The 25,467-nt window shown below is 60.3% G+C and carries 24 protein-coding genes and 3 tRNA genes; 18 read left to right on the plus strand and 9 right to left on the minus strand.

Annotated features, from left to right (window positions below; all coding sequences use genetic code 11):
• Window positions 1-42: 42 nt before the first annotated feature.
• The 3 genes from OP500_RS04440 to OP500_RS04450 all read left to right on the plus strand — a co-directional run bounded on the left by OP500_RS04440 (window position 43) and on the right by OP500_RS04450 (window position 3,483).
• Complete coding sequence (locus OP500_RS04440; protein ID WP_238745009.1) at window positions 43-378, plus strand: hypothetical protein; 336 nt, start codon at window positions 43-45, stop codon at window positions 376-378.
• Window positions 379-766: 388 nt separating this feature from the next.
• A complete protein-coding gene (locus OP500_RS04445) occupies window positions 767-1,540 on the plus strand; it encodes a hypothetical protein (RefSeq protein ID WP_238745011.1) in 774 nt (257 codons plus the stop codon).
• 458 nt (window positions 1,541-1,998) lie between these two features.
• Window positions 1,999-3,483 carry an RNA ligase gene (locus OP500_RS04450; protein WP_238745013.1) on the plus strand — a complete coding sequence of 495 codons (1,485 nt, stop codon included), beginning with the start codon at window positions 1,999-2,001 and terminating at the stop codon, window positions 3,481-3,483.
• Window positions 3,484-3,564: 81 nt separating this feature from the next.
• Here the strand turns inward: OP500_RS04450 and OP500_RS04455 are convergent, their stop codons facing one another.
• On the minus strand, window positions 3,565-4,413 hold the full coding sequence (locus tag OP500_RS04455; protein ID WP_238745015.1) for an RsiV family protein: 849 nt from the start codon (window positions 4,411-4,413) through the stop codon (window positions 3,565-3,567).
• A gap of 145 nt (window positions 4,414-4,558) precedes the next feature.
• Window positions 4,559-5,383, minus strand: coding sequence for an RsiV family protein (locus tag OP500_RS04460; RefSeq protein WP_238745017.1), 825 nt, complete (start codon window positions 5,381-5,383; stop codon window positions 4,559-4,561).
• A 188-nt stretch (window positions 5,384-5,571) separates the two neighbouring features.
• Between OP500_RS04460 and OP500_RS04465 the strand changes: the two genes are divergently transcribed.
• Window positions 5,572-6,222 (plus strand): metallophosphoesterase, encoded by a 651-nt coding sequence (locus OP500_RS04465; RefSeq protein WP_238745019.1) that lies wholly within the window; start codon window positions 5,572-5,574, stop codon window positions 6,220-6,222.
• Window positions 6,223-6,400: 178 nt separating this feature from the next.
• The gene (locus OP500_RS04470; protein WP_238745021.1) at window positions 6,401-7,024 is read left to right on the plus strand and encodes an RDD family protein; all 624 of its coding nucleotides are present in this window, start codon (window positions 6,401-6,403) and stop codon (window positions 7,022-7,024) included.
• A gap of 113 nt (window positions 7,025-7,137) precedes the next feature.
• Here OP500_RS04470 and trpA read toward each other — a convergent pair whose 3' ends face one another.
• On the minus strand, window positions 7,138-7,920 hold the full coding sequence (gene trpA / locus OP500_RS04475; RefSeq protein WP_274070307.1) for a tryptophan synthase subunit alpha: 783 nt from the start codon (window positions 7,918-7,920) through the stop codon (window positions 7,138-7,140).
• 292 nt (window positions 7,921-8,212) lie between these two features.
• On the opposite strand from trpA, the gene OP500_RS04480 reads away from it, so the two are divergent.
• From OP500_RS04480 to OP500_RS04510, 7 genes are all read left to right on the plus strand, one after another.
• Window positions 8,213-8,803: an outer membrane lipoprotein LolB gene (locus tag OP500_RS04480; protein ID WP_274070308.1), complete on the plus strand. Its 591-nt coding sequence runs from the start codon at window positions 8,213-8,215 to the stop codon at window positions 8,801-8,803.
• Window positions 8,804-8,940: 137 nt separating this feature from the next.
• Window positions 8,941-9,774, plus strand: a complete 834-nt coding sequence (gene ispE / locus OP500_RS04485; protein WP_274070309.1) for a 4-(cytidine 5'-diphospho)-2-C-methyl-D-erythritol kinase — start codon at window positions 8,941-8,943, stop codon at window positions 9,772-9,774.
• Between the two features lie 99 nt (window positions 9,775-9,873).
• Window positions 9,874-9,950: transfer RNA gene (locus OP500_RS04490), tRNA-Gln, on the plus strand.
• A 13-nt stretch (window positions 9,951-9,963) separates the two neighbouring features.
• Window positions 9,964-10,040 (plus strand) — tRNA-Gln (locus OP500_RS04495).
• Between the two features lie 8 nt (window positions 10,041-10,048).
• A tRNA-Gln gene (locus tag OP500_RS04500) sits at window positions 10,049-10,125 on the plus strand.
• 198 nt (window positions 10,126-10,323) lie between these two features.
• Window positions 10,324-11,310: a ribose-phosphate pyrophosphokinase gene (locus OP500_RS04505; protein WP_274070374.1), complete on the plus strand. Its 987-nt coding sequence runs from the start codon at window positions 10,324-10,326 to the stop codon at window positions 11,308-11,310.
• Window positions 11,311-11,430: 120 nt separating this feature from the next.
• Window positions 11,431-12,003: a 50S ribosomal protein L25/general stress protein Ctc gene (locus OP500_RS04510; protein ID WP_274070310.1), complete on the plus strand. Its 573-nt coding sequence runs from the start codon at window positions 11,431-11,433 to the stop codon at window positions 12,001-12,003.
• A gap of 166 nt (window positions 12,004-12,169) precedes the next feature.
• On the opposite strand, the gene OP500_RS04515 is transcribed toward OP500_RS04510, so the two are convergent.
• On the minus strand, window positions 12,170-12,970 hold the full coding sequence (locus tag OP500_RS04515; protein ID WP_274070311.1) for an SDR family NAD(P)-dependent oxidoreductase: 801 nt from the start codon (window positions 12,968-12,970) through the stop codon (window positions 12,170-12,172).
• Between the two features lie 264 nt (window positions 12,971-13,234).
• The gene (locus OP500_RS04520; RefSeq protein WP_274070312.1) at window positions 13,235-14,311 is read right to left on the minus strand and encodes a patatin-like phospholipase family protein; all 1,077 of its coding nucleotides are present in this window, start codon (window positions 14,309-14,311) and stop codon (window positions 13,235-13,237) included.
• Window positions 14,312-14,460: 149 nt separating this feature from the next.
• On the opposite strand from OP500_RS04520, the gene OP500_RS04525 reads away from it, so the two are divergent.
• On the plus strand, window positions 14,461-14,922 hold the full coding sequence (locus OP500_RS04525) for a Fur family transcriptional regulator (protein ID WP_274070313.1): 462 nt from the start codon (window positions 14,461-14,463) through the stop codon (window positions 14,920-14,922).
• Window positions 14,913-15,857 carry a CobW family GTP-binding protein gene (locus OP500_RS04530; RefSeq protein WP_443135141.1) on the plus strand — a complete coding sequence of 315 codons (945 nt, stop codon included), beginning with the start codon at window positions 14,913-14,915 and terminating at the stop codon, window positions 15,855-15,857. The genes OP500_RS04525 and OP500_RS04530 overlap by 10 nt, the downstream gene beginning before the upstream one ends.
• Window positions 15,858-16,211: 354 nt before the next feature.
• Here OP500_RS04530 and OP500_RS04535 read toward each other — a convergent pair whose 3' ends face one another.
• Window positions 16,212-16,667 carry a surface-adhesin E family protein gene (locus tag OP500_RS04535; RefSeq protein WP_274070314.1) on the minus strand — a complete coding sequence of 152 codons (456 nt, stop codon included), beginning with the start codon at window positions 16,665-16,667 and terminating at the stop codon, window positions 16,212-16,214.
• Window positions 16,668-16,779: 112 nt separating this feature from the next.
• Between OP500_RS04535 and recQ the strand changes: the two genes are divergently transcribed.
• Window positions 16,780-19,140, plus strand: coding sequence for a DNA helicase RecQ (gene recQ / locus OP500_RS04540; RefSeq protein ID WP_274070315.1), 2,361 nt, complete (start codon window positions 16,780-16,782; stop codon window positions 19,138-19,140).
• Between the two features lie 102 nt (window positions 19,141-19,242).
• On the opposite strand, the gene OP500_RS04545 is transcribed toward recQ, so the two are convergent.
• Window positions 19,243-20,664, minus strand: coding sequence for an SLC13 family permease (locus OP500_RS04545; RefSeq protein WP_274070316.1), 1,422 nt, complete (start codon window positions 20,662-20,664; stop codon window positions 19,243-19,245).
• 321 nt (window positions 20,665-20,985) lie between these two features.
• Between OP500_RS04545 and OP500_RS04550 the strand changes: the two genes are divergently transcribed.
• Window positions 20,986-21,690, plus strand: coding sequence for a hypothetical protein (locus OP500_RS04550; protein ID WP_274070317.1), 705 nt, complete (start codon window positions 20,986-20,988; stop codon window positions 21,688-21,690).
• 62 nt (window positions 21,691-21,752) lie between these two features.
• Here OP500_RS04550 and hemL read toward each other — a convergent pair whose 3' ends face one another.
• The gene (gene hemL, locus OP500_RS04555; RefSeq protein ID WP_274070318.1) at window positions 21,753-23,036 is read right to left on the minus strand and encodes a glutamate-1-semialdehyde 2,1-aminomutase; all 1,284 of its coding nucleotides are present in this window, start codon (window positions 23,034-23,036) and stop codon (window positions 21,753-21,755) included.
• A gap of 194 nt (window positions 23,037-23,230) precedes the next feature.
• Between hemL and OP500_RS04560 the strand changes: the two genes are divergently transcribed.
• Together OP500_RS04560 and OP500_RS04565 are read left to right on the plus strand one after the other, a co-directional pair.
• Window positions 23,231-24,187 carry a LysR family transcriptional regulator gene (locus OP500_RS04560; protein ID WP_274070319.1) on the plus strand — a complete coding sequence of 319 codons (957 nt, stop codon included), beginning with the start codon at window positions 23,231-23,233 and terminating at the stop codon, window positions 24,185-24,187.
• Window positions 24,188-24,257: 70 nt separating this feature from the next.
• On the plus strand, window positions 24,258-24,992 hold the full coding sequence (locus tag OP500_RS04565; RefSeq protein ID WP_238745046.1) for a TIGR00730 family Rossman fold protein: 735 nt from the start codon (window positions 24,258-24,260) through the stop codon (window positions 24,990-24,992).
• 105 nt (window positions 24,993-25,097) lie between these two features.
• Here the strand turns inward: OP500_RS04565 and OP500_RS04570 are convergent, their stop codons facing one another.
• Window positions 25,098-25,451, minus strand: coding sequence for a hypothetical protein (locus OP500_RS04570; RefSeq protein WP_238745048.1), 354 nt, complete (start codon window positions 25,449-25,451; stop codon window positions 25,098-25,100).
• Between the last annotated feature and the right edge of the window lie 16 nt (window positions 25,452-25,467).

A 25,467-nucleotide genomic window follows, 5' to 3' on the forward strand; every position in this document is an offset into this window, starting at 1 on the left:
CTATTTTTCAGGCTGCCTATCCGGCAAAGAAAGGAAACCATCATGATCATCTGGCAAGCCCTAGCTGCCGCGTTTTTGTTTCTCGTGGCGTACGCTCTCATCTCCGCCAAACGCGAAAACAAACGCCAAGAACACATCCGCATCCAAGCGCTGCCCGCCGCGCAGGATGCCGTTAGGATTTATCCCAAGATGCGTTACCAAATCAAAATGTCGGACGGGCAAGTGTTTGACAACGTTTTCATCATCGGCCAAATCCGCGGCGAAGATAACCCCTTCGGCGGCTGGGACGGCTTATTCGTGCTGCGCCTTGCCAACAAACGCCGCGCTTTTGTACGTCAAGGCAGCGTGCGCTATATTTTGGAAACAACACCGGCATAAGTTATTTTATTGATTTTTTAATATATTAAATAAAAGCAGGTGCATTCGTACCGCTTGCAAATAATCCGATACACGGGCGCGCTGGCACTGAAGGGAGCGCCGCTGCCAAAAATGTTTAAGTACAGCTAGGCAGTCTGTGTAACAGCAGGTAGGGCGGATAGAACCGCTTGGTTTGAAGTAGGTCTGTCGGCACGGTTGAGGATGCAGGTTCGCAGCTCCGATGACGGGTTGCAACTGGCGCGCGTTTCCAACGGCAGGCTTGGCTTGGGGTAATGCCCAAGTTGCCCTATTGATGCGGGTTCGAATCCCGTCGCGTCCACCATTTTTTCAGGCTGCTTTGGTACAGATGGAAAAGCAGCCTGAAAACCACAAACCCCGAAAGCCCGCCATGACCGACACCAACCAACTCACCGCCCTAATCGAAGAAGCCTACCGTCTGTTCGCCCCCTGCCGCGCCGATTTCCCACTGGCCGTCTGCACCTGCGACTGCTGCTCACCCGCAGACTTCCAGCGCGAACTACTGCGCTTTCCCCTGCGCGACATTCCCGAAGACTATCTGCAGGCCTACCTCGGCAGCGTCCCATTGGACGACGAAGCAGCTACTGCCCGCGACATGAAACACTTTCTGCCACGCATTCTCGAAGCCATCGTGCGCGGCGAAGACATCCGCAGCTTGGAAGAAATGCAGCTCGACAAACTCCGCTGCGACCTGCCCGAAGTTTGGTCGGCTGCCGAATTGGACTTTATGCACCGCTTCGCCTGCGCCTGGTTTGTGCGACAACTCACCGCCGCACCCGACTACGGCAACCCCGCCGCCGCACTCGTCATGTTCCACCACGCCGGTTTGGACATTACCGCCGAACTGCTCGACATCTGGACGCAGCACGCCGACCGCCTGCCCGCGCTGGCCGACTTTGTCGAAACGTGGACGGCGCTGCCCGTCGGCAGCAAAAAATGGCGGCAGGATTTCTACCTGTCCGCCAGCCGCCGCCAAGACCCCGCCGTTTTCAACCAAGCCTTTGCGCAATGGTTTGAAAACCCCGCCACCCGCACCGCCTTCCATGCGGCCCTTGAAACCGCGCTGCTGGCAGGAAACGTTTCCGCCGACGAAGTGCCGCTGTGGGAATGCTGTTACGACGATTTGGGGCGCAAGGCTACCTGAAACCTTTGCGAAACCTAAAATAAAACAAGAAATAGTTAAATCATCGTCACTCCCGCGTAGGCGGGAATCTTGGTTGAACTTAAACAGTAGGTTGTTTTTTCAAAAATTTTTGAACATTAAACAAGATTCCCGCCTGCGCGGGAGTGACGGTATTTAATGACGGTATTGATTGTTTTTAGGCCGCCTGAAAGCCCAAAAGCAGCCTGAAACACCCATCCCAGCGCAACCTTGCTCCCTCCCCTGCGCCCCAAGCGCGGGGGAGGGTTGGGGTGGGGGTGGCAGTTCGCAGAACTGCGTTTGCCGCTACCGTTACCCTGAAAAGTTTCCGCAGCAGCCACCGCCCCCACCCTAGCCCCCCGCTTTGGCGGGAGAGGGAACACGGCAGCCGATACCTTTCAGGCTGCTTTCAAAGCAGCCTGAAACCCCACAAACCCAAACCCAATTCAAAAGGACTAAAAATGCAAACCCAAACTTTCCTGTTGTTACGCGGCCATCAAGGCTCGGGCAAATCGACTTTTGCCGCGCAGAAAACCGCCGAGTTTCTCGCGCAGTATCCCGACGGCGAAGTCGTGCGCATCGAAAACGATTTGCTGCTTACCGACGAAAACGGCGTGTACCGCTGGTCGCCCGAAGCCTTGGACAAAGCGCAGCGGCGCGGCCAGGCGGCGATGCGCGATGCCTTTAGGCGCGGCCAGTCCGAGCGAGCGCGGCCGATGCTGGTGCTCAATTCCAACACCAACCAGAAATCGTCCGCCTGCATCGCCATGATGCAGATGGCAAAGAAACACGGCTTTGCCGTAGAAGTGTGCCGCCTGCACAATTTCTTTGACAACGCACACGGTGTGGGCGAAACCGACACGCTGGCCGCCTATCTGAAGCTGAACCAAAACCGCCTGCGCGAAGAAGTCCACATCCCCGCCGTGCAGCCGATGTCCGCCGCGCAGGCCGCGCTGTTGGCGCAGATGGAACGCTTTACCTGCGATGCGCTGCCCTTTGACGAAGCGCGGCAAACCTTCGTTACCGCCGAGTATCTCGCCCTCGGCCGGCGCAACTTCACCGCCAAAACCTCGCGCCGCCACCCCGGATTGCGCGTGCTCAAATACGCCCGCAGCGTGTTCTACGACAACCGCTTCGACGACGCGCTCTTGGAAATGCGCGGCATGGTGATCGACGAGCACAACCACATCATCGTTCGCCCGTTTAAAAAAGTGTTCAACTACTCCGAACGCACGGCAAAAAACAGCAAATACCCGCTGAAAATGGACGACGCGCAACGCGTGGATGCCGTGGTCAAAATCAACGGTTTTCTCGGCTGCTGCACCCACGTGCGCCTGCCTGAAGGCCATCCCAGCCGCGGCGCGGCCTTCGACAACACCACGCTTTATTCCACCACCGGCTCGCTCGACAGCGCCTTTGCCGATATGGTGCAAAGCCATTGCGCGCAGTACGAAGACCTGTTTACCGCCCACCCAAACCACACTTTTCTGTTTGAAATCACAGACGAAAGCGACCCGCACATTATCCGCGAGCTGCTTGGCGAAACCCTGATTGGCGTGATTGACGTGGCCACCGGCCGCCAGTTTGCCGAAGCCGAACTCGACCGCCTGGCCGCCGCCCACAACATCCGCCGCCCCGCCACCCTGCGCGGCCTGAGTTTCGGCGAGCTGAAAACCCTGCTGCAAACGGTGGAACACGAAGGCTTTATGGTGTTCGACGCCGCCACGCAGCAAATGCTGTTCAAGCTCAAATCGCCCTATTATCTGGTGTCCAAACTGCTCGGCCGCAGCAACGAAACCAACCTCGCCGCCAAGCTCGACAAACGCCGCATCGACGAAGAGTTCTACCCGCTGATCGACCATATCCGCGAGCGGCAGGACGAATTCAATGCGCTGGACGAGCAGCAGAAAATCGCCTTTGTGCAGGCGTTTTTGCGGGAGTTGTAGGCAGCCTGAAAAGGCAAAAGCAGCCTGAAACCGCAAATCGGGTTTTCAGGCTGCCTTCGGAAGCGGACAAAAATCTTTTAACTAACGGGCGTTCTTGTCTTCTTTCAGAATGTCGGGGCTGATTTGGTAGTGCGCCGCTTCGCGCAGGATTTCGGGTTTGACGATGCCTTTGAGCTTGGCAAGCGGGATATAGGCGGCGGGGCGGCCGAGCAGGTAGGGGCCGATTTCGTAGCTTTGGAACTCAAACATCAGCCCGCCTTTGGCAAAGCGCCAGTTGTCGGTGCCTTTGAAGTTTTTGCCGTTGTAATCGTCAAGCGAGCGGATGGCATCCTGAAGTGATGAGAAATCGTCGCTGTGTCCTTTCAGCAAACCTTCGGCAGTCGCCGTTTTTTGCAGCTTGACGAGCTTGGCGTGGCCGCCGGGCAGCAGGATGTCTTTGAGTGCCAGCGCTTTGGGCTTGGCCGTGCCGCGTTTGACCACCGACCAAGTGTGCGTGCCGTTGCCGTGCGGGCCGCAGTGGTAGCCCCAGTCTTCCTCACCGAAGACGGCGTAATTCGGTGTCTGCCCTTCCAATTGGAGCGCGTGGATAACGCTCAGATGGCAAGCGGAGTCGTCTTTTTCCCGCTCTTTGTTGTCCTTGTTGACTTCCGCTACTTCTTCGTTTTTCAGCCAAAAGGCTTTAAGCGCTTTGGGCGAGAGATTATCGGTGCCTACGGCCTTCTGCATCTGGCGCCGCGCCCACACATCGAGCGCCTTGTCGCCGGTTTGCGGGTAGGCAACTTCCAGCTCGTGGCAGTCCGTCCGATCGGGCAAGCTGCTTTTGACGCAGTTGGCCTTTACCGTGGTGGAGACGGTTTTAAACGACAAAGGGGCGGCCTGAACGCCGGCGGCAGCCAGCAGGCTTAGCAAAAACAGGGATTTGGCAGACATGATTTTCCTTTAAAACAAAACGGATAACAAAACGCCGACGCGCGTGCCGCCAAGCTGCGCCAGCGTAAGGCAAAATATTCCGGACAACAAGCGTCAAGCAGCCTGAAAACTTTTCAGGCTGCCTTCGGAAACGGATCGAATCCTGTTAGCGGGCGTTTTTATTCTCTTTCAAGATGCGGGGATTGATTTGGTAGCGCGCCGCTTCGCGCAGGATTTCGGGTTTGACAATACCGTTCAAATCCTTAGCCGGAATATAGATTTCAGGCGTGCCGATGACGTAGGCGCCGATTTCGTAGCTTTGGAAGAAGAAAACCAGGCCGCCTTTGGCAAAACGCCAGTTGTCTGTTCCTTTGAAACCTTCCTTATTGTATCCGTTTGCATAGTCAAGGGCTTCTTTGGCAGATGGAAAATACTTTTTCATCAGATATTTTACATAACCGTTTTTCTGCAACTGTACCAGTTTGTCCTTTTTACCGGGCAGCAGAATATCTTGCAGCGGCACAGGCTGGGGATTGGCGGTACCGCGTTTGAGCACCGACAAAGTATGCGTGCCGTTGCCGTGCACGCCGCAGGTGTATTCCCAAACTTCTTCGCCGAATACGGCATAGTTGGGCGTCTGCCCTTCCAGCTCCATGCTCCGGACATAGCTTAAATAGCAGGGGCTCTTGCGCCGCTCCCGATTCATTTTATTGGTTTCGCGCAGCACTTCGTCTTTTGCCAAAAAAGCTTTGAGCGCCGGTGCCGACAGATTATGGGTACCGACGGATTTTTTCACCGCCTGCAATGCCCACGCATCCAGCGCCTTGTCGCCGGTTTTGGGATAGGAAACCGTCAGCTGGTGGCAGGTCGGATTTTTACTTTTGTTGCAATCGGCCGTTACCGTAAGCATTGTGTTCTTATAGGACAACGGGGCAGCCTGAACACCGGCAGCGGCCAGCAAACCCAGCAGCAATAAGAATTTGGCGGACATAATGACTCCTTTAAAACAAACGAATAAAACCGAATACCCGAAACGCCTGGCAACTACTGCCGCCAGCCACATCATCGTAAGGTGGAACGGCAAAACAGACAATCCTACCGTTTCGTCCCATCCAAAAGCAGCCTGAAAGCCTTTTCAGGCTGCCCCGCAAACCCGAACACCAAGAAAGACCAAGCAAAATGCCCAATATCTACTTCACATCCGATTTGCATTTTTCCCACGCCAATATCGCCCGCTTCTGCCCGCAGTTTCGCGCCCAGGACGGCACCGACGCGCTCAACGAACAAATCATCCGCGTGTGGAACGACACCGTGTCGCCCGACGACATTGTGTATAACCTCGGCGATTTGAGTTTCGCCCGCGACGTACAGACCGTCAGCCGCCATCTCGAGCGGCTCAACGGCGAGCACCATCTGGTTTTCGGCAACCACGACGGCATCATCCGCGCCCATCTCGATCATTTTCTCAACACCCCCAAATACGACGGCCGTCCGCTGCTTGCCTCGGCGCAGGACTATCTCAAAGTCAGACTGCCCGAGAGCGGCCAAACCGCCGTGCTGTTCCACTACCCGATCAGCGAATGGGAAGGCTGCCACAAAGGCTGGTACCATCTCTACGGCCACCTGCACGACCGTCTCGCCGCCATCCCCGGCCGCGCGCTCAACGTCGGCTACGACCTGCACGGCCGCCTGCTCGCTGCCGAAGACGTCGAACGCTTTCTCGCCGCGCTGCCCAAAACCGACCACCACGGCGAGAAAAAAACCATGCCCGATACCGTTGACGCGGCACGGGAATATGTTGCCCGCAGTTTGAAGCAGTTGAACGCGTGAACCGACGGCAAAAGCAGCCTGAAAGCACCATTGTGGTTTTCAGGCTGCTTTTGCCGTCTTTTTTTGCCTTTCAGGCTGCCCGACTGCGACAAATCTTGCTACATTCGCCCCCGCCTTTTCAGACTGCCGGCCGCCCAGGCAGCCTGAAACCGTTTTCCGCCATTCACCGAGACTTGCCATGAATACCGCTGCCCCCAGCCCCTACGCCCCGCCGCCGAATACCGACCTGCCGGAAACCGCGCCGCCCCCGCCGGCACCGCGTCTGCGGCGCATCGGCGCCTGTCTTTTCAATTACGCGCTGTTTATGCTGGTATGGCTGCCGGTGCTGATTACGCTGGAACCGAAGTGGCGCTCGCTGACGCTGGCCATGCTGGTGTGGAATCCCTACACCCCGCCGCCGGTGCTCAGTCTGGCATACTATGCGGAAGAAGGCACCACCGCCGTCCTGAGTATGGTGTTGCTGGCGCTGCTGCTGGTGGTGCAGGTAGCGCTGCTGGCGGTGCGCGGGCAGTCGCTGGGCAAAATGCTGTTCGGCCTGAAAATCGTCGGTGCCAACGGCGAGCGCGCGGGCTTCTGGCGGCTGGTGGTGGTGCGCGAAGCGGGCTTTTATCTCTGCCTGCTGCTGGCTTCCCGCCTGCCGCTGCTGTTTTTCTCGTCCTGGGAATCTGAGCTTGACCAAACGCGCTATGTGCGGCCGCTGCTGCTGGCGCTGTGCCTGCTGATGCTGTGCGTCGGCAGCCGTCGCACGCTGCAGGATATGCTGGCGGGCACGGCGGTGGCCGATGCGCGGCCGCCGCGTTAAGGCAGCCTGAAAACGCCGGCGCGCAAAAAAGCAGCCTGAAAACCGGATGGGCGGTTTTCAGGCTGCTTTTGCCGTATGGGCAGGTGTTTTCGGCTTTCAGGCTGCCTGCGCCGTCAAACAGCCGCTTTCAGTTCGCCGACCAAGGCGGCAACGGCCTCGGCTTCGCGGCCGGGATTGGCTTCGATTTCGCGCACGATGCGGCTGCCGACAATCACGGCATCGGCCACGGCGGCGATTTTCGCGGCAGACGCGGCGTCGCTGATGCCGAAGCCGACGCCGATGGGGATGCGGATGTGGCGGCGCAGCACGGCGAGTTTTTCGGCAACGGCGGCGGTATCGAGCTCGGCCGAGCCGGTTACGCCTTTGAGCGAAACGTAATAGACAAAACCGCCGGCGCGCTGGGCGATTTGGGCGATGCGCTCTTCGCCGGTGGTGGGAGCGACCAGAAAAATGCAGTCCAGACCCGCCGCCTGCAATGCCTGCTGCAGCGGCTCGATAGTTTCCACCGGGCTGTCCACGGTCAGCACGCCGTCCACGCCGGCTTCGGCGGCGGCGCGGGCAAAGGTTTCGTAACCCATTTTGTGCACGGGATTGAGATAGCCCATCAGCACCACCGGCGTGTTTTGGTTCGTTTCGCGGAAGCGGCGCACGATGGCGAGCACGTCGTTCAGCGACACGCCCTGCGCAAGCGCGCGTTCGGCGGCGCGCTGGATGGTGGGGCCGTCGGCCATCGGGTCGGAAAAGGGCACGCCCAGCTCGATGATGTCGGCACCGGCCTTGGCCATGCCGTGCATCAGCGCCAGCGTGGTGTCGGGATCGGGATCGCCGGCGGTAACGTAGGGAATCAGCGCCTTGCGGCCGTTAAGGGCTTGGAAAACGGTTTGGATGCGGCTCATGCTGCGTTCTGCTTTCTGAAAAACGGGGTGGTTTCTGAAAAACGGGGTGGTCGGTAAAAATCGGCAAAGGCCGCCATTATATAGCGAATGGCGGCCGCCAGCCGCAGGCGGCAGGCACTTTCAGGCTGCTTTTTCGGCGCAGGCAGCCTGAAAACCGCAGCGCATAAGGGCGGGCAAAGGCGGCGGGCTTAACACGGCTTTACCCTTGGCCGGCGGCGGCATCGGTTACAATGCCCGCCGTTTTTTGCCCTTTATGCCGCGCAACGGCTCGGGAATTTGTTTGGAGAACCGCATGAACTACCGTTATCTGCTGCTTTCAGGCTGCCTTGTCCTGCTGGCCGCCTGTAGCGTGCCGCAAGCACAAAAACCGTCCGAATGGCAGACCGAACGCAGCCTGAAAACCTTTGCCGCCAGCGGCCGCATGGGCGTGAAAGTGAAAGAAAAAGGCAGCTACGCCCATTTTGACTGGACGCTGGAAAACGGCGTTGAAACCGTCGATGTCAACACCCCGCTGGGCAGTACCGTCGGCCAGCTGTGCCGCGACGACTTGGGCGTGCTGGCGGTGGACAGCAAAGGCCAAAAGTTTGAAGCAGCCACGCCCGACGAATTGAGCGAGCAGCTGTTAGGCTACCGTCTGCCCATCGCCCATCTGGCGGTGTGGGCGAACGGCGAATGGGCAAACGGCCTGCCGCACCGCATCGAAACCGACGGCACGCTGGTGCAGGCCGGCTGGCGCATCCGCCGCAGCCTGAACGAAGACGGCAGCCCGCGCGTGCTGGTGCTGGACAACGGCCAGCTCAACCTGCGGCTGGTATTCAGCGACAGCAGCCGCGAACACGGCCGCGCCGACACACAAGGCCGCTGCCGCGCCCGCAGCAGCTGATCAGGTTTTTAGGCTGCCTGCAGTCGCAACAAGGCAGCCTGAAAACCCGATCGCCGTCCGTTTAATCTCCAACAGCCTTTCAGGCTGCCCCAAACCGCAGGCAGCCTGAAACCGGCCAAACACCCATCCCGAACGCTATGCCCAGCTATCCCGCCCCCGCCAAACTCAATCTCGATTTACGCATCACCGGCCGCCGCGCCGACGGCTATCACGAGTTGGAAAGCATCTTCACCCTGATCGATTTGCAAGACACGCTTGACATCGAGCCGCGCGATGATGGCCGCATCGTGCTGCACACGCCGCTCTCCGACGTGCCGCCCGAGCAGGATTTGTGCGTACGCGCGGCGCGGGCGCTGCAAAACTTTTCAGGCTGCCTTAAGGGCGCGGACATCCGTGTTGAAAAACGCATCCCGACCGGCGGCGGCCTCGGCGGCGGCAGCTCCGATGCGGCCACCGTGCTGATGGTGCTCAACCGCCTGTGGGATTTGAACCTGCCGTCAAACACGCTGCAAAAAATCGGCCTGACGCTGGGCGCGGACGTGCCGTTTTTCCTGTTCGGCCAAAGCGCTTTTGCCCGCGGCATCGGCGAAATCCTCACGCCGCTGGCGCTGCCGCCGCAGTGGTATGTGCTGGTGCGGCCGAACGTGCACGTTGCCACGCCCAAAGTGTTCGCCCATCCCGACCTGCCGCGCGACAGCACCCCTTGCGCCGCGCCGTCTTTTGCCGCGCTGCAGCCGTTTCGCAACGATATGCAGGCGGTGGTGCTGGCCGAATATCCGCCGGTGACTGCCGCCTTCAGGCTGCTGCAGGATTACGGCAACCCGCGCATGACCGGCTCGGGCGCCTGCCTGTTTTTAGCTTTCGACAATGCGGCCGAAGCTGAAGCGGTGCTCAGCCGCCTGCCCGAAACGCTGGAAAGCTGGTGCGTGGCGGGCTTGGCCGAACACCCGCTGCGTTTTCAGGCTGCCTGAAAAAAGCGGCGGCCAAACGGCAAAGCAGCCTTGACAGCCCGGCCAAAAGCAAACATAATCCGCCCCCTTTAACGGGTCTGCTTTTTGCAGGCGCGAAGTTGGGGATTCGCCAAGTTGGTTAAGGCACCGGATTTTGATTCCGGCATTCGTAGGTTCGAATCCTACATCCCCAGCCATCCTTTCAAGTGTTGGGGATTCGCCAAGTTGGTTAAGGCACCGGATTTTGATTCCGGCATTCGTAGGTTCGAATCCTACATCCCCAGCCAGCGTTTCTTGGGGATTCGCCAAGCTGGTTAAGGCATCGGACTCTGACTCCGACATTCGTAGGTTCGAATCCTACATCCCCAGCCAAACATAAGCGCGTATGCAAGCCATACGCGCTTGTTTTATTGAATCAAAACCGGAAAACCCCTTTTCAGGCAGCCTGAAACTTTGCTTTGATGCGCCGCCGCTATCGGCGTATAATCCGCGGCTTTCGGGCGAGTGGCCCGCATAAGGCAAGGAAGCGGTATGTTTCCCCGAGTAAAATCCTTTTCAAGTGACGAAGACATGGCAGCACACGACAATCTGATGGTGTTTACCGGCAACGCCAATCCCGAACTGGCCTACCGCGTGGTCAAACATCTGGACACCACGCTGGGCAACGCTTCGGTAAACAAATTTTCCGACGGCGAAATCGCAATCGAGCTTCTGGAAAACGTGCGCGGCCGCGACGTCTTCATCCTGCAGCCCACCTGCGCGCCCACCAATGACAACCTGATGGAAGTGCTGACCATGGTCGATGCACTCAAACGCGCATCCGCCGGCCGCATCACCGCCGCCATCCCCTACTTCGGCTACGCCCGCCAAGACCGCCGCCCGCGTTCCGCCCGCGTGCCGATTTCCGCCAAACTGGTGGCCAATATGCTGGTTTCCGCCGGCGTCGACCGCATTCTCACCGTCGATCTGCACGCCGACCAAATCCAGGGCTTTTTCGATATTCCGGTGGACAATATCTACGCCACGCCGATCCTGATTCACGACATCCAGCAGCAGCGCCTGGAAAACCTGACCGTGGTCAGCCCCGACATCGGCGGCGTCGTCCGCGCCCGCGCCGTTGCCAAAGTGCTCAACGCCGATCTGGCGATTATCGACAAGCGCCGCCCCAAAGCCAATGTTGCCGAAGTGATGAACGTCATCGGCGACATCCAAGGCCGCACCTGCATTCTGGTGGACGATATGATCGACACCGCCAACACCCTGTGCAAAGCCGCATCCGCTCTCAAAGAGCGCGGCGCCGAGCGCGTGCTGGCCTACGCCACCCATCCGGTATTCTCCGGCGAAGCCATCAGCCGACTGGGCGAATCCGATATCGACCAGGTAGTGGTAACCGACACCATTCCGCTCTCGGACACCGCCAAAAACTGCGGCCGCATCCGCCAGGTAACCATCGCCGGCCTGCTGGCCGAAACCGTGCGCCGCATCAGCAACGAAGAATCGGTGTCCTATTTGTTTAACGAAGATTTGGTTCAGCCCGGCGCGCTGTTTCTGCCCTAGCCGAACCGAACAGGCAGCCTGAAAAGCGTTTTTGCCCTTTTCAGGCTGCCTGCAAAGCCTGCCGCAGGGTTGGTCGCAGCCCGGAAGCGGTATTTTCATTTCCCACTTTAAGGAAAAACCATGTCTAACGAAATCCAAGCAACGATCCGCAGCGAACAAGGTACTGGTGCGAGCCGCCGCCTGCGCAAAAGCGGACAAGTTCCCGCCGTTGTTTACGGCGACAAACAAGAAGCCCAAGCCATCGCCGTAGACCACAAAGAAATGTTCTACGCGCTGGAAAAAGAGTCCTTCTTCAACCGCATTCTCAAGCTGAACATCGACGGCAAAAGCCAAGACGTAATCGTGCGCGACTACCAGATGCACCCCTTCAAACGCCAAGTGCTGCACATTGACTTCCAAGCGGTAAACAGCAACGAGCCGCTGCGCATGCGCCTGCCGGTTCACATCGTCAACGCCGAAAACTCACAGGCCGTGAAGCTGCAAAGCGGCCGCGTATCGCTGCTGAGCAACACCGTTGACGTGATTCTGGATCCGAAAAACATTCCCGAAGCCCTGATTCTGGACTGCGCCAACGTCCAAGCCGGCGACATCCTGCACCTGTCCGACATCCAATACCCCGAAGGCGTGCAGAGCGTGGCGCTCAAACGCGACACCAACCTGGCGATCGCTACCGTAACCGGTAAAAAACGCTAAACCGCCCGCAAAAACCGGATGCCCAAGCATCCGGTTTTTTTCAGGCTGCCTGCCCGCTCGCTACCCAGACGGCGGCAACAGGCAGCCTGAAAACGACGAACAGCATGACAAACGCAAAAGCAGCCTGAAAACCGAATAATGGTTTTCAGGCTGCTTTTTTGCGCCGCTATTGTTTGCCGCCGGCAGGCGGGCGGTGCAGCACTTTTTTATCGAGCTTGCGGCGCATCGCCCATGCCAGCAGCGGCTTAGGCAGCAGCGCACAGCAAAAGAGCAGCAGGCGCATGCGGCGGGGGAAGACCAGCGTGTCGCGGCCGGCGGAGAGTGCGGCGAGAATCTCGGCAACCGCGCGTTCTTCGCTGACCAGAAACGGCTTGTGGCGGGCATCGCCGCCGTTTAAAGCACGCAGGGCGGCGGTATCGACATAGCCGGGGGCGACGGCCAGCACCCGTATGCCGAACGGAGCGAGCGCGGTGCGGTAGGCATCGGCGCAGGCCAGCATCGCCCGCTTGCATTGGGCGTACAGGCTGGCATAGGGATAGTTGAGCAAGCCGGCCGACGAAGCGATGCACACCATTTCGCCGCCGGCGCCGCCGTTTTGCAGATGCGCCGCCGCCCAGTCAAAGCAGTCGGCAAAGGCCTGCAGATTGACCGCCAGCATCGCCGCGCTGTCGTCACGGTTTAATGTAAACACCCGCTCGTTGAGATAGCGGCCGGCGGCATACACCACCCGCCGGTAGCGCACGCTGGCGGCGTCGATTTCGGCAAACAACCGCTGCCTTGCGGCCGCATCGCGCAAGTCGGCAACGAAAGTCTGCCACGCCGGAAACTCAGCGCGCACGGTGTCGAGCTTGGCGGCGCTGCTGCCGGCCACCGCCACCCGCCAGCCTTCGGCCGCGTGCCGCCGCGCCAGCGCCAGCCCGATGCCGCTGCTGCCGCCGATAATCAGAATGGCGGGTTGGGATTCCATATCGGCTCCTTTGCTGGGAACGGTTGAACGGGCAAGACAGCCTGAAAACGCGGCGCCCGCGGTAAAAACAGCGGCATTGTAGCGGAAAGCGCAAAGGCGTTTCAGGCTGCCCTACCCCTAAAAGCAGCCTGAAAGCCGTTTCAGGCTGCTTTTTACGTTTGAAGTGCCATCTGCCGTTTTCAGGCTGCTTTGCAAAATGCCCAAAGCAGCCTGAAAACAATAAACGACGTCATTTGGATAAGGTTTTTGGCTTTGGCAAGTCTTTCAGGCTGCCTGCTCCAGCATCTGCTGTGCCCGCCGGTAGCCGTAGTCCCACTGCGCGGCCATTTGCGCGGCGAAAGCGGCATACGGCACGGCCTGCGGTTCGATGCGGCCGCTGCGCAGGTTGAAGCGGCGGCTCGGGCAGTGCCCGCGCAGCGCGGTGCGGATATCGGCAAACGGCAGGCGCAGGATGCGGCCGGCGGGGGCGGCAAAAGCGGCAGCCTGCTGGCGGCGCGCTTCGGCGTCGAAACCCAGCACGCGGGCGATGGCGGGCAGGGCAAGGGCGCGGGCGTAGGGCGGTTTGTGCTCGGCGTACACGGTGCCGGCCAGCGCCGCCGCCTGTTCGATGGGCAGCAGATCGACCACGCCGCCCAGATACACGCCGCCCTCGGGCGCGGACAGCGGCGCCAGATAATACATATCGCTGATGGTGGCATACAGCGCCGCCTGCCAATCCTTGAGCGGCCGTATTTCGACGGCGGCGGCAATCCGCGGCGACAGCGCGGCGGTGGCGCAGTCGGGCACCGCCGGCAGCGGCGCCTGAGCGCTCGGGGCAAACAGCAGCTGGCGCAGCCGCGGCCGGCCGTTTTCGTTTTCCAACCGCGCGGCAGAGATCAGCAGCGCGGGCGCATCCGCCCGAATGCCGCCGGCAGCCTGAAACAGCGGATCGAGCCAGTTGTGCGCGTTTGCGCCGTCGGCCAGCGCAAACAGCGCCAGCCGCGCCAGTTCGTCCGCCAGATAATCGAAGCCCTCCGCCGCCAGATAACGCGCCAGCCGCTGCGGCGAACGGTAGAGATACCAGCGCCAAGCAGCCTGAAAAAGCGTCTGCCGGCGCGGTGCCGACGATGCGCACGCCAGCATCAGCACGCGGTGCATCGCCGGCGAACACAGCAGGCGGCGGGCATCTTCCGGCTGCGGCGCCAGCGCCACCGTGAGCGCGGCAAAACCGCCGCCGCAGGACGCCAGCAGCGCATCGGGGCGGCGGCCGCGCTCGCACAAAGCGGCATAAGCGCCCAAATAGGCACCGAAGCGCATGCCGCCGCCGCACATCATCAAAAGCGAAGAAAAGGGCTGGTTCATCGTGTGTTGTTCCGGCTTTAAGGCAGCCTGAAAGGCTTTCAGGCTGCCGGCGGCACGCAGTATAGCGGCAAAACGCCGCTGCGACCGCGGCAGCCTGAAAAACCGCGCGTTTCCCTATATAATGGCGCATCTTTTTCAGGCAGCACATTATGGAAACCAAACAAAAAATCCTCGACCAATGCCGCAAAAGCGGCCTGCAGATTACCCCCCTGCGCGAGCAGGTGCTCGACATCGTGCTTGAGTTCGACGGCGTGATCAAAGCCTATACCGTGCTGGCGCAGATGCAGCGCAGCAGCGCCTCGGTAGTCGCCCCGCCCACCGCCTACCGCGCGCTCGACTTTTGGGCGGAACACGGCGTGCTGCACAAAATCCCCGCCGTCAACGGCTATGTGCTGTGCACCCACGCCCGCCACGACTGCGACAGCCACTGCCACGCCGGCGCCCACGAACACAACAGCAGCTTTATTTTGGTCTGCACCGAATGCGGCGCGGTGGACGAGCAAAGCCTGACCGCCGAATGGGCGGCACTGCGCTCGGCCGTTGCCGCCGGCGGCTTCAACCTTAACGAAGAACACGTCGTTCTCACCGGAATCTGCGCCAAATGTCATTAAAAACCAAAGTCCACCTGTTTTCCGGCTTTCTCGGCACCGGCAAAACCACCGCCCTGCGCCGCCTGCTGCAGCAAAAAAGCCCCGCCGAACAATGGCTGCTGATCGTCAACGAATTCGGCGAAATCGGCATCGACGGCGCGGTGCTGGCCGACAACGGCATTCCGGTGGCCGAAATCTCCGGCGGCTGTTTGTGCTGCACCGCCGGCGGCCAGATGGGCGACACCGTGCGCAAAATGCTCACCAAGCGCCGCCCCGACCGTATCCTGATCGAAGCCAGCGGGCTGGCGCATGCCGCCGGCGTAATCGACGAACTCAAATCTCCCGAGTTTGCCGACGCGCTGGAAATCGCCGCCGTCTTCACCCTTGTCGATCCGCGCCAGTTCACCAATCCCGATTACGCCGCCAACCCGCTCTACAAAGACCAGGTCGGCGTGTGCGACGTTTTGGTCGCCAACAAAACCGACCTGTGCGATGCCGCTACGCTCGAGACCTTCCGCAAGCAGGCCGCTGCCCTGTTTCCGCCGAAAACGCTGGTGGCCGAAGTACAAAACGCCGAAATCGACATCGCCTGGCTCGATCTGCCGGTGGCGGAAAAATCGCGCTACCGCGTCAAAGTGCTGCCGGAAAACACCCTCGGCTTCCAGTCGCAGGGCTACACCTTCCCCGCCGGCCGCAATTTCGACGGCGAGCGGCTCACCCAGTTTTTCAACGACCTGCCCGCGCTCGCCGACGGCCTGGTGCGCGCCAAAGGCGTATTCCAAGTGCTCGGCACCTGGGTCTGGCTCAACTGGACCGACGGCCAATGGGGCGCCAACCAAGTCGCCTGGCGCCGCGACAGCCGCTTCGAGCTGATCGCCAAATCCTTCGATGCCGACCGCATCGAAGCCGCCCTGCAGGCAGCGCTGGAAAACGAAGACGAAACACCGGCAGCCTGAAAACCGCCGCCAAACGCAAAACGGTGCGCGGGGCGCACCCTACAGCGGGATTGCGGCGGGATGGCACAAGTAGGGTGCGCCCCGCGCACCAAAAACCAGCGCCGATTCCACCCCGTCCCAAATCCAAAAAGCAGCCTGAAAACCGATAACAAAGTTTTCAGGCTGCCTTTATGCTGTTTTCAGCAGGATGTAGCTTGGGTTGCCAAATCCAACATCCGCAAGGGTGTTCTACCGTGTTGGGTCTCGACCCAAGCTACAATACTGTACCGTTTCCACCCTATCCAAACCCCAAAAAGCAGCCTGAAAACCGCCAATACGGTTTTCAGGCTGCTTTTGCCTTTTTCAGACGGACATTTAAGAGCCGCAGGCCAGCTCGAGCTGTTTGAGTGCCGGGCTGTTGGGCACTACCGGACGGGCGGGTGCTTGGGCGGCGGTGTATTTGCGGTGCGATACCAGTTTTTTGTTTTCGTCCCACAGGTGGATTTCCAGCAGGCGGAAGGTGCGTTTTTTGCAGTCCAATTCCCATTCGCCGATGGCGGTTTGGAAACGCGGCGTGTTGTGGTAGCTCTCTTTTTCCGGCTTGAGCACGATTTTGCGGTCGCGCAGACGCACGGTGTCGCCGCTGCGTTTGATGCTGCCGGTGTCGTAGGCGGCGCGGATGTTTCCCTCGCGGATGTCGCCCAGGTCTTTCCAGATGCCGAGCGCTTTGGCGGCGGGGTCGTCGGGCAGTTTGGACTGTACCGGCCCGTCGCCCGCGCAGGCGGACAGCAGCAGGGCGGTGGCGAGAATGGCGGGCAGTAGTGGCTTCATGGGCGCTCTCCAGCGGTTGCGCTTTCAGGCAGCCTGAAAACAGCTTCTTCAGGCTGCCTGAAATGTTAAAATCGCGATTTTGCCACGAACCTGCCCCGAAGGTAAGCCCGCCATGCCCCATTCCAGCGCCCTGCAGATCCTGCGCGACGTTTTCGGCTATCCCGAATTCCGCGGCCGCCAGGCCGAGATTGTCGATACGCTTGCCGGCGGCGGCAGCGCGCTGGTGCTGATGCCCACCGGCGGCGGCAAGTCTCTGTGCTATCAGATTCCGGCGCTGCTGCGCGAAGGCACGGCGGTGGTGGTGTCTCCGCTGATTGCGCTGATGGACGACCAAGTAGCCGCGCTGCGTGCGGCCGGCGTGCATGCGGCGGCGGTGCACAGCGGCACGCCGCCGCAAACGGTGCGCGATCTGGCCGACGACATCCGCGAAGGCAGCCTGAAACTGCTGTACGTTGCCCCCGAGCGGCTAGTTTCCGAGCGTTTTTTGCGTTTTCTCGACCACACCGCCGTCAGCCTGTTTGCCATCGACGAAGCCCACTGCGTGAGCCAGTGGGGGCATGATTTCCGTCCCGAATACCGCGCGCTGGGGCTGCTGGCCGAGCGCTATCCCGCCGTGCCGCGCATCGCACTCACCGCCACCGCCGATGCCGAAACCCGCGCCGACATCAAACATTATCTGCACCTGCAGTCCGCCCCCGAGTTCGTATCGAGCTTCGATCGGCCGAACATCTACTACCAAATCATCGAAAAAAACAACGGCAAAAAGCAGCTTTTGGACTTTCTCAAGCGCCGCCCCGCCGGCGACAGCGGCATTGTGTACTGCCTGAGCCGCAAAAGCGTGGAAGACGTGGCCGCCTTTCTCTGCGAAAACGGCTTCAACGCCCTGCCCTACCACGCCGGCCTGAGCATGGACACCCGCAGCGCCAACCAAAGCCGCTTTATCCGCGAAGACAGCATCATCATCGTCGCCACCGTCGCCTTCGGCATGGGCATCGACAAACCCGACGTGCGCTTTGTCTGCCATCTCGACATGCCGCAGAGCATCGAACATTTCTATCAGGAAAGCGGCCGCGCCGGCCGCGACGGCCTGCCCGCCGCCAGCTGGCTGTGCTACGGCATGAACAATCTCGTACTCCTGAAAGAGCGCATTCAGGAAAGCGGCGCCGACGACTGGCAAAAGCAAATCGAAATCCAAAAGCTCAACGCCATGTTCGACGTCTGCGAAACCGCCGGCTGCCGCCGCCAGCTTTTGCTGCGCCATTTCGGCGAAACGTCCGAACCCTGCGGCAACTGCGACAACTGCCTGCACCCGCCCGAGCGCTTCGACGCCACCGAAGACGTGCAAAAGCTGCTGAGCTGCGTGTACCGCGTCGGCCAGAGCTTTGCTGCCGGCTACGTGATCAACGTGTTGCGCGGCAAAGACGACGACTGGATCCGCCGCAACGGCCACCACACACTCTCCACCTTCGCCATCGGCGCCAAACGCAGCGACAAAGACTGGCGCGCCATCGTGCGCCAATGCATCGGCCTGGGGCTGCTCGACAACGACACCGCCAACCACCAGGCACTGCTGCTCACCCCCGCCGCCCGCGCCGTACTCAAAGGCGAACAGCGCGTGATGCTGCGCACGCTCAAACGCGAAAAATCCGCCATCCAAGTGCCGCAGAAAAGCGAATGGCTGCGCACCGAGCGCGAAGAGCGGCTGTGGCAGGCGCTCAAACAATGGCGCAGCGAACGCGCCCGCGCCGACAACGTCCCCGCCTACATCATCTGCGGCGACAAAACCCTGCAAAGCATCGTCCAAACGCAGCCTGAAACCAGCGATGACCTGCACCAAGTCTATGGTTTGGGCGACGCCAAAATCGACAAATTCGGCAGCGAGATTCTCGACATCTGCCGCAGCATCGGCAGCGAAACCGACAGCGGCGACAGCGCTTTCAGGCTGCCTGAAAGCCCCGCTGGTCAGTCTGAAAACCCCGAAGACGAATTTCTCCACAGCAGCCGCGACCGCGCCCTGTGGCAGGCGCTCACGCAATGGCGCGGCGAAACCGCCGATGCCGAAGGCTGCCCCGAGCACAGCGTCTGCCCCGACGACAGCCTGCGCGACATGGTTGCCTTCACCCCCGAAACCGACGCCGACCTGGCCGCCGTTTACGGTCTCGGCGCCGTGCGCATCGCCAAATACGGCGCCGCCATGCTCGAAGTCTGCCAACCCTACGCCCACAGCCTGCCGCCCGAAGCCAAGCGCGAGCGCGCCGTTATGCGCCGCCTGAACCGCTGGTGCGCCGACACCGCCCGCACCCAAGAGCTGGCCGAACACCAAATACTCAGCAAAATCACCCTGCGCGCTCTCGCCGCCCGCCGCCCGCAAACCCTGCCCGAGCTGCAAACCGTGCACGGCATCAGCGAAGAAAAAAGCAATCGCTACGGCGCCGAACTGCTGGCGCTGCTCGCCGAAACGGAAACGGAATAAATGCTTTCAGGCTGCCTGCGGCACATGGCAGGCAGCCTGAAAAAAGCAGCCTGAAACGGGAAAAACCGTTTCAGGCTGCTTTTTTTTGCGCTTGGCAGCGGTTTACATCAAAAAGAAATACGCCCACGCCGCCACCAGCGCGATTGAAAGCAGGTTCAGCACCATGCCCACTTTAAGCATATCGCGCTGGGTAACGATGCCGGTGCCGAACACAATCGCATTGGGCGGCGTCGCCACCGGCAGCATAAAGGCACAAGACGCGCCGATGCCGATGACCATCACCAGCACTTCCTTGGGCATGCCCATCTGCTCGGCGACGCTGGCGAACACCGGCACCAATAGCGCGGCGGAAGCGGTGTTGCTGGTGAACTCGGTAAGGAAAATGATAAAGGTCGATACCGCCAAAATCACAATAAACGGATGCGCCAGCACAAAAGCGCCCGCCATTTCCTGCCCCAGCGCGGCGGATGCGCCCGATTTTTGCAGCAGCGTGCTCAGGGTGATACCGCCGCCAAAGAGCAGCAGCACGCCCCAGTCGGTATTGCGCGCCACTTCGCGCCAGCGCACCACGCCGAACACCACCACCGCCACCGCCGCAGTCAATGCCACGAAAGTATCGGGGTTTTTGATGCCGAAACGCTCTTCAATCTGCTTGCCCAGCACCCACGCCACCGCGGCGGCCAGAAAAATCAGCAGCGCAATCACGCGGTGCAGCGTCCACGGGATGTCTTCGTGTTCCACCTGCACTTTGGCCGACAGATTGGGTTTGAGCACGATAAACAGCGAAAACAGCATCAGCGGCAACAGCGCCAGCATCATCGGCAGGCCGAACTTCATCCAGCCGGCAAAATCCAAGCCCAGCGCCTTGGCGGCAATCGCGTTCGGCGGCGAGCCGACCACCGTACCCAGCCCGCCGATGCTGGCGCAATAGGCGATGCCCAGCAGCACGAATACGAAAGTATTGCGGTCTTTTTCCTTGTCCAGATGGCTCATCAGCCCCATCGCCAGTGGCAGCATCATCGCCGCCGTTGCCGTATTGCTGATCCACATCGACAGCACCGCCGTAACCAAAAACAAAAGATGCACCGCGACAAAAGTATTGCCGCGCGAAAGCGAAATCAGCCACACGGCGATTTTGCGGTCGAGCTTTTGCATATGCAGCGCCGTCGCCAGCGCGAAGCCGCCGAAAAACACATAGATAATCGGGTCGGCAAAGCCCGCCAGCGCCTGCTTGGTGCCCATTTCGGGAATCTGAAACAAGATAGCAAACAGCGGCACGATCAGCGCGGTTACGGTGATGTGCACCGCTTCGGTAAACCACATAATCGCCACAAAGGCCAGAATGCACAGCCCTTTATTGACATTGCTCTCGTAAGGCAGGATTTGATAGAGCGCCGCGCTTACCGCTGCCGCCACCAGCGCAATCAGCAGACCGCGGAAATTGGTAATCGGCGCCTGCGCGCTCAAAAGCTCGACATTGTCCGGCTGGCGCTTGTCCGGCGCGGACGAAGTAGGATGGTTCATAAATCTCTCCTAATGGTTTTTCTTGGTTGGCGCGGCCGACACAGAATCTGCCGCCCGCCATTAAGATAACACAAACCTACACAACACTAAAAAGCGTAAAGGCAGCCTGAAAAGTTTCAGGCTGCCCCAAACAGCGGCAGTTTGTAGCCGAAGATGCGAAATCCAAACGACAATCCGCCCCGTTTTGCGCCGCCGCACACAAAAACACGGCGCAAAAGACACACAAAAAGCAGCCTGAAAACGGCAAAACCGCTTTCAGGCTGCCCAATCGGGCATCGTGTGCTACATTCTGCAGACCCTAACACACAAAGGAACCCCCCCATGAAAAAAGCCCTTATCCCCACCCTTGCCGTCTGCCTGCTGCTGGGCGGCTGTATGACCGGCATCATGTGGGAGCGCATGGCCGGCTCATACTACGAATTTGCCGCAGACGAGAGCGACAACATTACCGCCTTTGCCGTTGCCACCGCCGACAGCAGCCAGTTTAAAAAAGGCAGCCTGATTATGGTAGGCGAAAAATACTGGTACGTTTTAGACCAGGATAAGGAAAGCCCGCAGCACCTGGCGCAGCTGCGCGCGCAATTTCCCAAAGCCTTTTCTTTCAAAAGCAAGGGCGATCTTGAAGAAAATAAGCGCTACAGAAACAACACCTTTGTTTTAGAGTCTCGCCAAGAAAACGGAACGTTCCGCAGCGAATACTGCCTGGGCTACCAAACCGACAATCCCGCCGAAGCCAAACAGCTTGCCGCTTTGGGTTTTGACAAAAAACCGGACGGCTACGAAACCTGCAGCGCGGTTACCGGCAAAATTTACGCCGTCGGCAATTTGAAAGTACCCGCCGAATACCGTTTCGAGAGCCGCCTGCCGGTGCAAATTGGCCGCTCCTACATCAAATCCGCCTCCGTCGGCAAGAAAGCCGCCGCCGTCCTGTTCACCCCGTTTACCCTGGCAGCGGATGCCATCGCCACGGTAACGGTGTATCCGATCATGTTTCGCGAGTTCTGGTTCGGAGACTACTCGAAATAAAGGCATACAAAAGCAGCCTGAAAGCCGGTTTTTCCGCTTTCAGGCTGCTTTTTTCAGTTTTTTCAGACGGCCATCGCCTGAAACACTTCTTTGGCGGCGGCGACGGTTTCTTCAATCAGCTCAGGCGTATGCGCGGCGGAGACGAAGCCTGCTTCGTAGGCCGAAGGCCCGAAGGCGACGTTTTTATCCAGCATGCCGTGGAAGAAGGTTTTGAAGCCGTCCACGTTGGAGCGTGCCATGTCGCCGTAGTTTTGCGGCAGGCCGTCGGCAAAATACAGGCCGAACATGCCGCCCACGCTGTCGGCACAGAAGGCGACGCCTGCAGCTGCGGCGGCAGCCTGAAAGCCTTGCACCAGCTGTTCGGTACGCGCGGCCAGGTTTTCGTAGAACCCGGGGCGCTGGATGATTTCCAGCGTTTTCAAACCGGCGGCCACGGCGACGGGGTTGCCCGACAAAGTGCCGGCCTGATACACGCCGCCGAGCGGGGAGATGGCGGCCATAATGTCTTTGCGCCCACCAAACGCCGCCAGCGGCATACCGCCGCCGATCACTTTGCCCATGGTGGTCAAATCGGGCGTGATGCCGTGCAGCGACTGCGCGCCGCCGAGCGCGACGCGAAAACCCGTCATCACTTCGTCGTAAATTAGCACCGCGCCATGTTTGGCGGTGAGTTCGCGCAGGACTTGGACGAAGGTTTCAGACGGCCGCACCAAGTTCATATTGCCGGCAAAGGGCTCAACGATGACGCAGGCGATTTCGCCGCCGATTTTCTCGAAGGTTTCTTCCAGCTGCGCGACATTGTTGTATTCCAGCACCAGCGTGTGCTTGGTGAAATCGGCGGGCACACCGGCGGACGACGGGTTGCCGAACGTGAGCAAACCGCTGCCCGCTTTGACCAGCAGGCTGTCGGAGTGGCCGTGGTAGCAGCCCTCGAATTTGATGATTTTGTCGCGGCCGGTAAAGCCGCGCGCCAGGCGGATGGCCGACATGGTGGCTTCCGTGCCCGAGCTCACCAAACGCACCTGCTCGACGCTGGGCACGAGTTTGGCGATGGCTTCGGCAATCACGATTTCGCCCTCGGTGGGCGCGCCGAACGACAGCCCGCCCAACGCCGCTTCGCGCACGGCTTCAATCACTTCGGGATGCGCGTGGCCGACAATCGCCGGCCCCCATGAGCCGACATAATCGATATAACGCGTGCCGTCGGCATCCCACACATAGGCGCCCTCGGCCTTTTGGATAAAGCGCGGCACGCCGCCGACGCTGCCGAAGGCGCGCACGGGCGAATTGACGCCGCCGGGAATGATGTTTTTGGCGCGGGTGAAAAGTTGTTCGTTGCGGGTCATGGGGGTTTCCTTTCTGAATGGGGCAGCCTGAAAAACAAACGCGCGATGATACCGCACTTTCAGGCTGCCTTCGGCGGTGTAAAAGCAAAAGGCAGCCTGAAACGTGTAGAATGCGGCCGCAGGGCATCCGCCCGCGTTTGTTTTGCGCTTTGCTTCGTTTAATGCCGCACAGGCAGCCTGAAAAAATCCGCCTTATGGAATCGATAGTCGAACTGCGCCATCTGCGCACCCTAGTCGCCCTGCAGGAAACCGGCAGCGTGTCGCTGGCCGCCCAGCGGGTGTTTCTCACCCAGTCGGCGCTCTCGCACCAGATCCGGCTACTGGAAAACCATTTTGAAACGCCGCTGTTTGAGCGCAAGTCGGCTCCGCTGCGCTTTACGCCGGCCGGCGAGCGGCTGCTGAAGCTGGCACGCGAGCTGCTGCCGCGCGTGGCCGACGCCGAGCGCGACCTGATCCAGATTGTCCACGGCGAAGCGGGCGAGTTGCGGCTGGCGGTGGAATGCCATACCTGCTTCGACTGGCTGATGCCGGCGATGGGCGTGTTCCGCCCGCAATGGCCGCAGGTGGAATTGGACATTGTGTCCGGCTTCCAGGCCGATCCGGTCGGCCTGCTGCTGAGCCGCCGCGCCGACGTGGCGATTGTGTCCGAAGCGGTGCCGCAGGCAGACATCGCCTACGAGCCGCTGTTTGCCTACGAAATGGTCGGCATCTGCGCGCCCGACCATCCGCTGGCCGGCAAAGAAGTGTGGCAGGCGCAGGACTTTGCCGACGAAACCCTGATCAGCTATCCGGTGCCCGACGATATGCTCGATTTGCTGCGCAAAGTGCTGCTGCCGCAGGGCGTCAATCCGGCGCGCCGCCACAGCGAGCTGACCATCGCCATCGTGCAGCTGGTGGCCAGCCGCCGCGGGATTGCCGCGCTGCCGTATTGGTCGGTGATGCCCTATGTGGAGAAAAACTACATCGTTACCCGCCAAATCGGCGATACGCCGCTGCAGAGCGAACTGTATGCCGCCATCCGCAGCGAAGACGCCAAGCGCGTTTATCTGCGCGACTTCTGCCGCATCGTGCGCGAAGAAGGCTTTGCCAGCCTGCCTGGCTTAAGCCATCTGTCGCTGCCCGCAGAGCTGGCCATCGGCGCGCGCGGCTAGCCGTTTTCCCCGTCTTTCAGGCTGCCTTTGCCCCGCAGGCAGCCTGAAAAAACTTCTATCGGAGCCAAGCATGACCCTGCAACACAAACTGCCGCAGCCGATGCTGCCGGAAACCCAGCGCCGCGAAATCGGCGCGCGCGAAAGCTACCACCTGCTGAAAATCCTGTCCGAATTCGTCCAGGCCGGCGAAGAATTGCGCGCGGTGCAGCCGGCGGTGAGCATCTACGGCAGCGCCCGCCTAGCCGCCGACCATCCCGACTGCCTGTTTGCCGAAAGCCTGGCGCGCAAACTCTCCGACGCCGGTTTCGCCGTGATTTCCGGCGGCGGCCCCGGCATTATGGAAGCCGCCAACAAAGGCGCGCACGCCGGCCGCAGTCCCGCCGTCGGCCTCAACATCGTGCTGCCGCACGAGCAGCACGCCAATCCCTATCAGGATTTGTCGGTAACCTTCCAGCATTTTTTCCCGCGCAAAGTGATGTTTGTCAAACACGCGCTGGCCTATATCGTGATGCCCGGCGGCTTCGGCACACTCGACGAATTTTTTGAAAGCCTGACGCTGGTGCAAACCGGCAAAATCCCGCAGCGGCCGATTATTCTCGTCGGCAGCGCATTCTGGCGCGGCCTGCTCGAGTGGATGCAGCAGCAGCTCGCCGAGCGCGGCCTGATCGGCAAAGACGACATGCAGCTTATCCGCCTGTGCGACAGCGAAGACGAAGTGATCGACGCGGTCTTCCGCTACTACGAAAACTGCCACGACGACTTCTGCGTCGAACCCGACGTCGGCAACTGGGATTTGGGGCTGTAAGCAGCCGGTTTCCCATTGGCAAAAAAGCAGCCTGAAAGCCGGATTTCGGTTTTCAGGCTGCTTTTTTTGGGGACGGCCTGCCCGCTCCCTGCCAAACGGCAGGGCTTAGTTGGCGGCGTTGACGCAGATGCGTTTGACGGTACCGCTTTTACTTACGCTGAAGGTGTAGCGGCCTTTGTTCAGTTCGACAAACCGGAATGCGGCGCCGCTGTCGCCGTCGTGGCCGAGCTCGGAGGGCAGGCGGCGGCCTTTGGCGTTGCGTACGGCAAAGCCGGCATCGCCGTCCACGGTGAGCAGGGCATCGTCGGAGCGGCTGTCGATGCGGTAGCGCTGGCCGCTTTTCAGTTTCAGGTTTTCGGCGCAGCCGGTATCGTCCAGCGGCAGGCTCTTCAGGCTGCCGGCGTGGGCAGCGCCAGCCAGCAGCAGCAAGGCGGTGAGAAGGGCGAAACGGGATTTCATGGGATTTCCTTTCTGT

It is taken from the genome of Kingella sp. SNUBH-2017 (assembly GCF_028680565.1).
In the GTDB taxonomy this organism is placed as follows: Bacteria; Pseudomonadota; Gammaproteobacteria; order Burkholderiales; family Neisseriaceae; genus Kingella_D; species Kingella_D pumchi.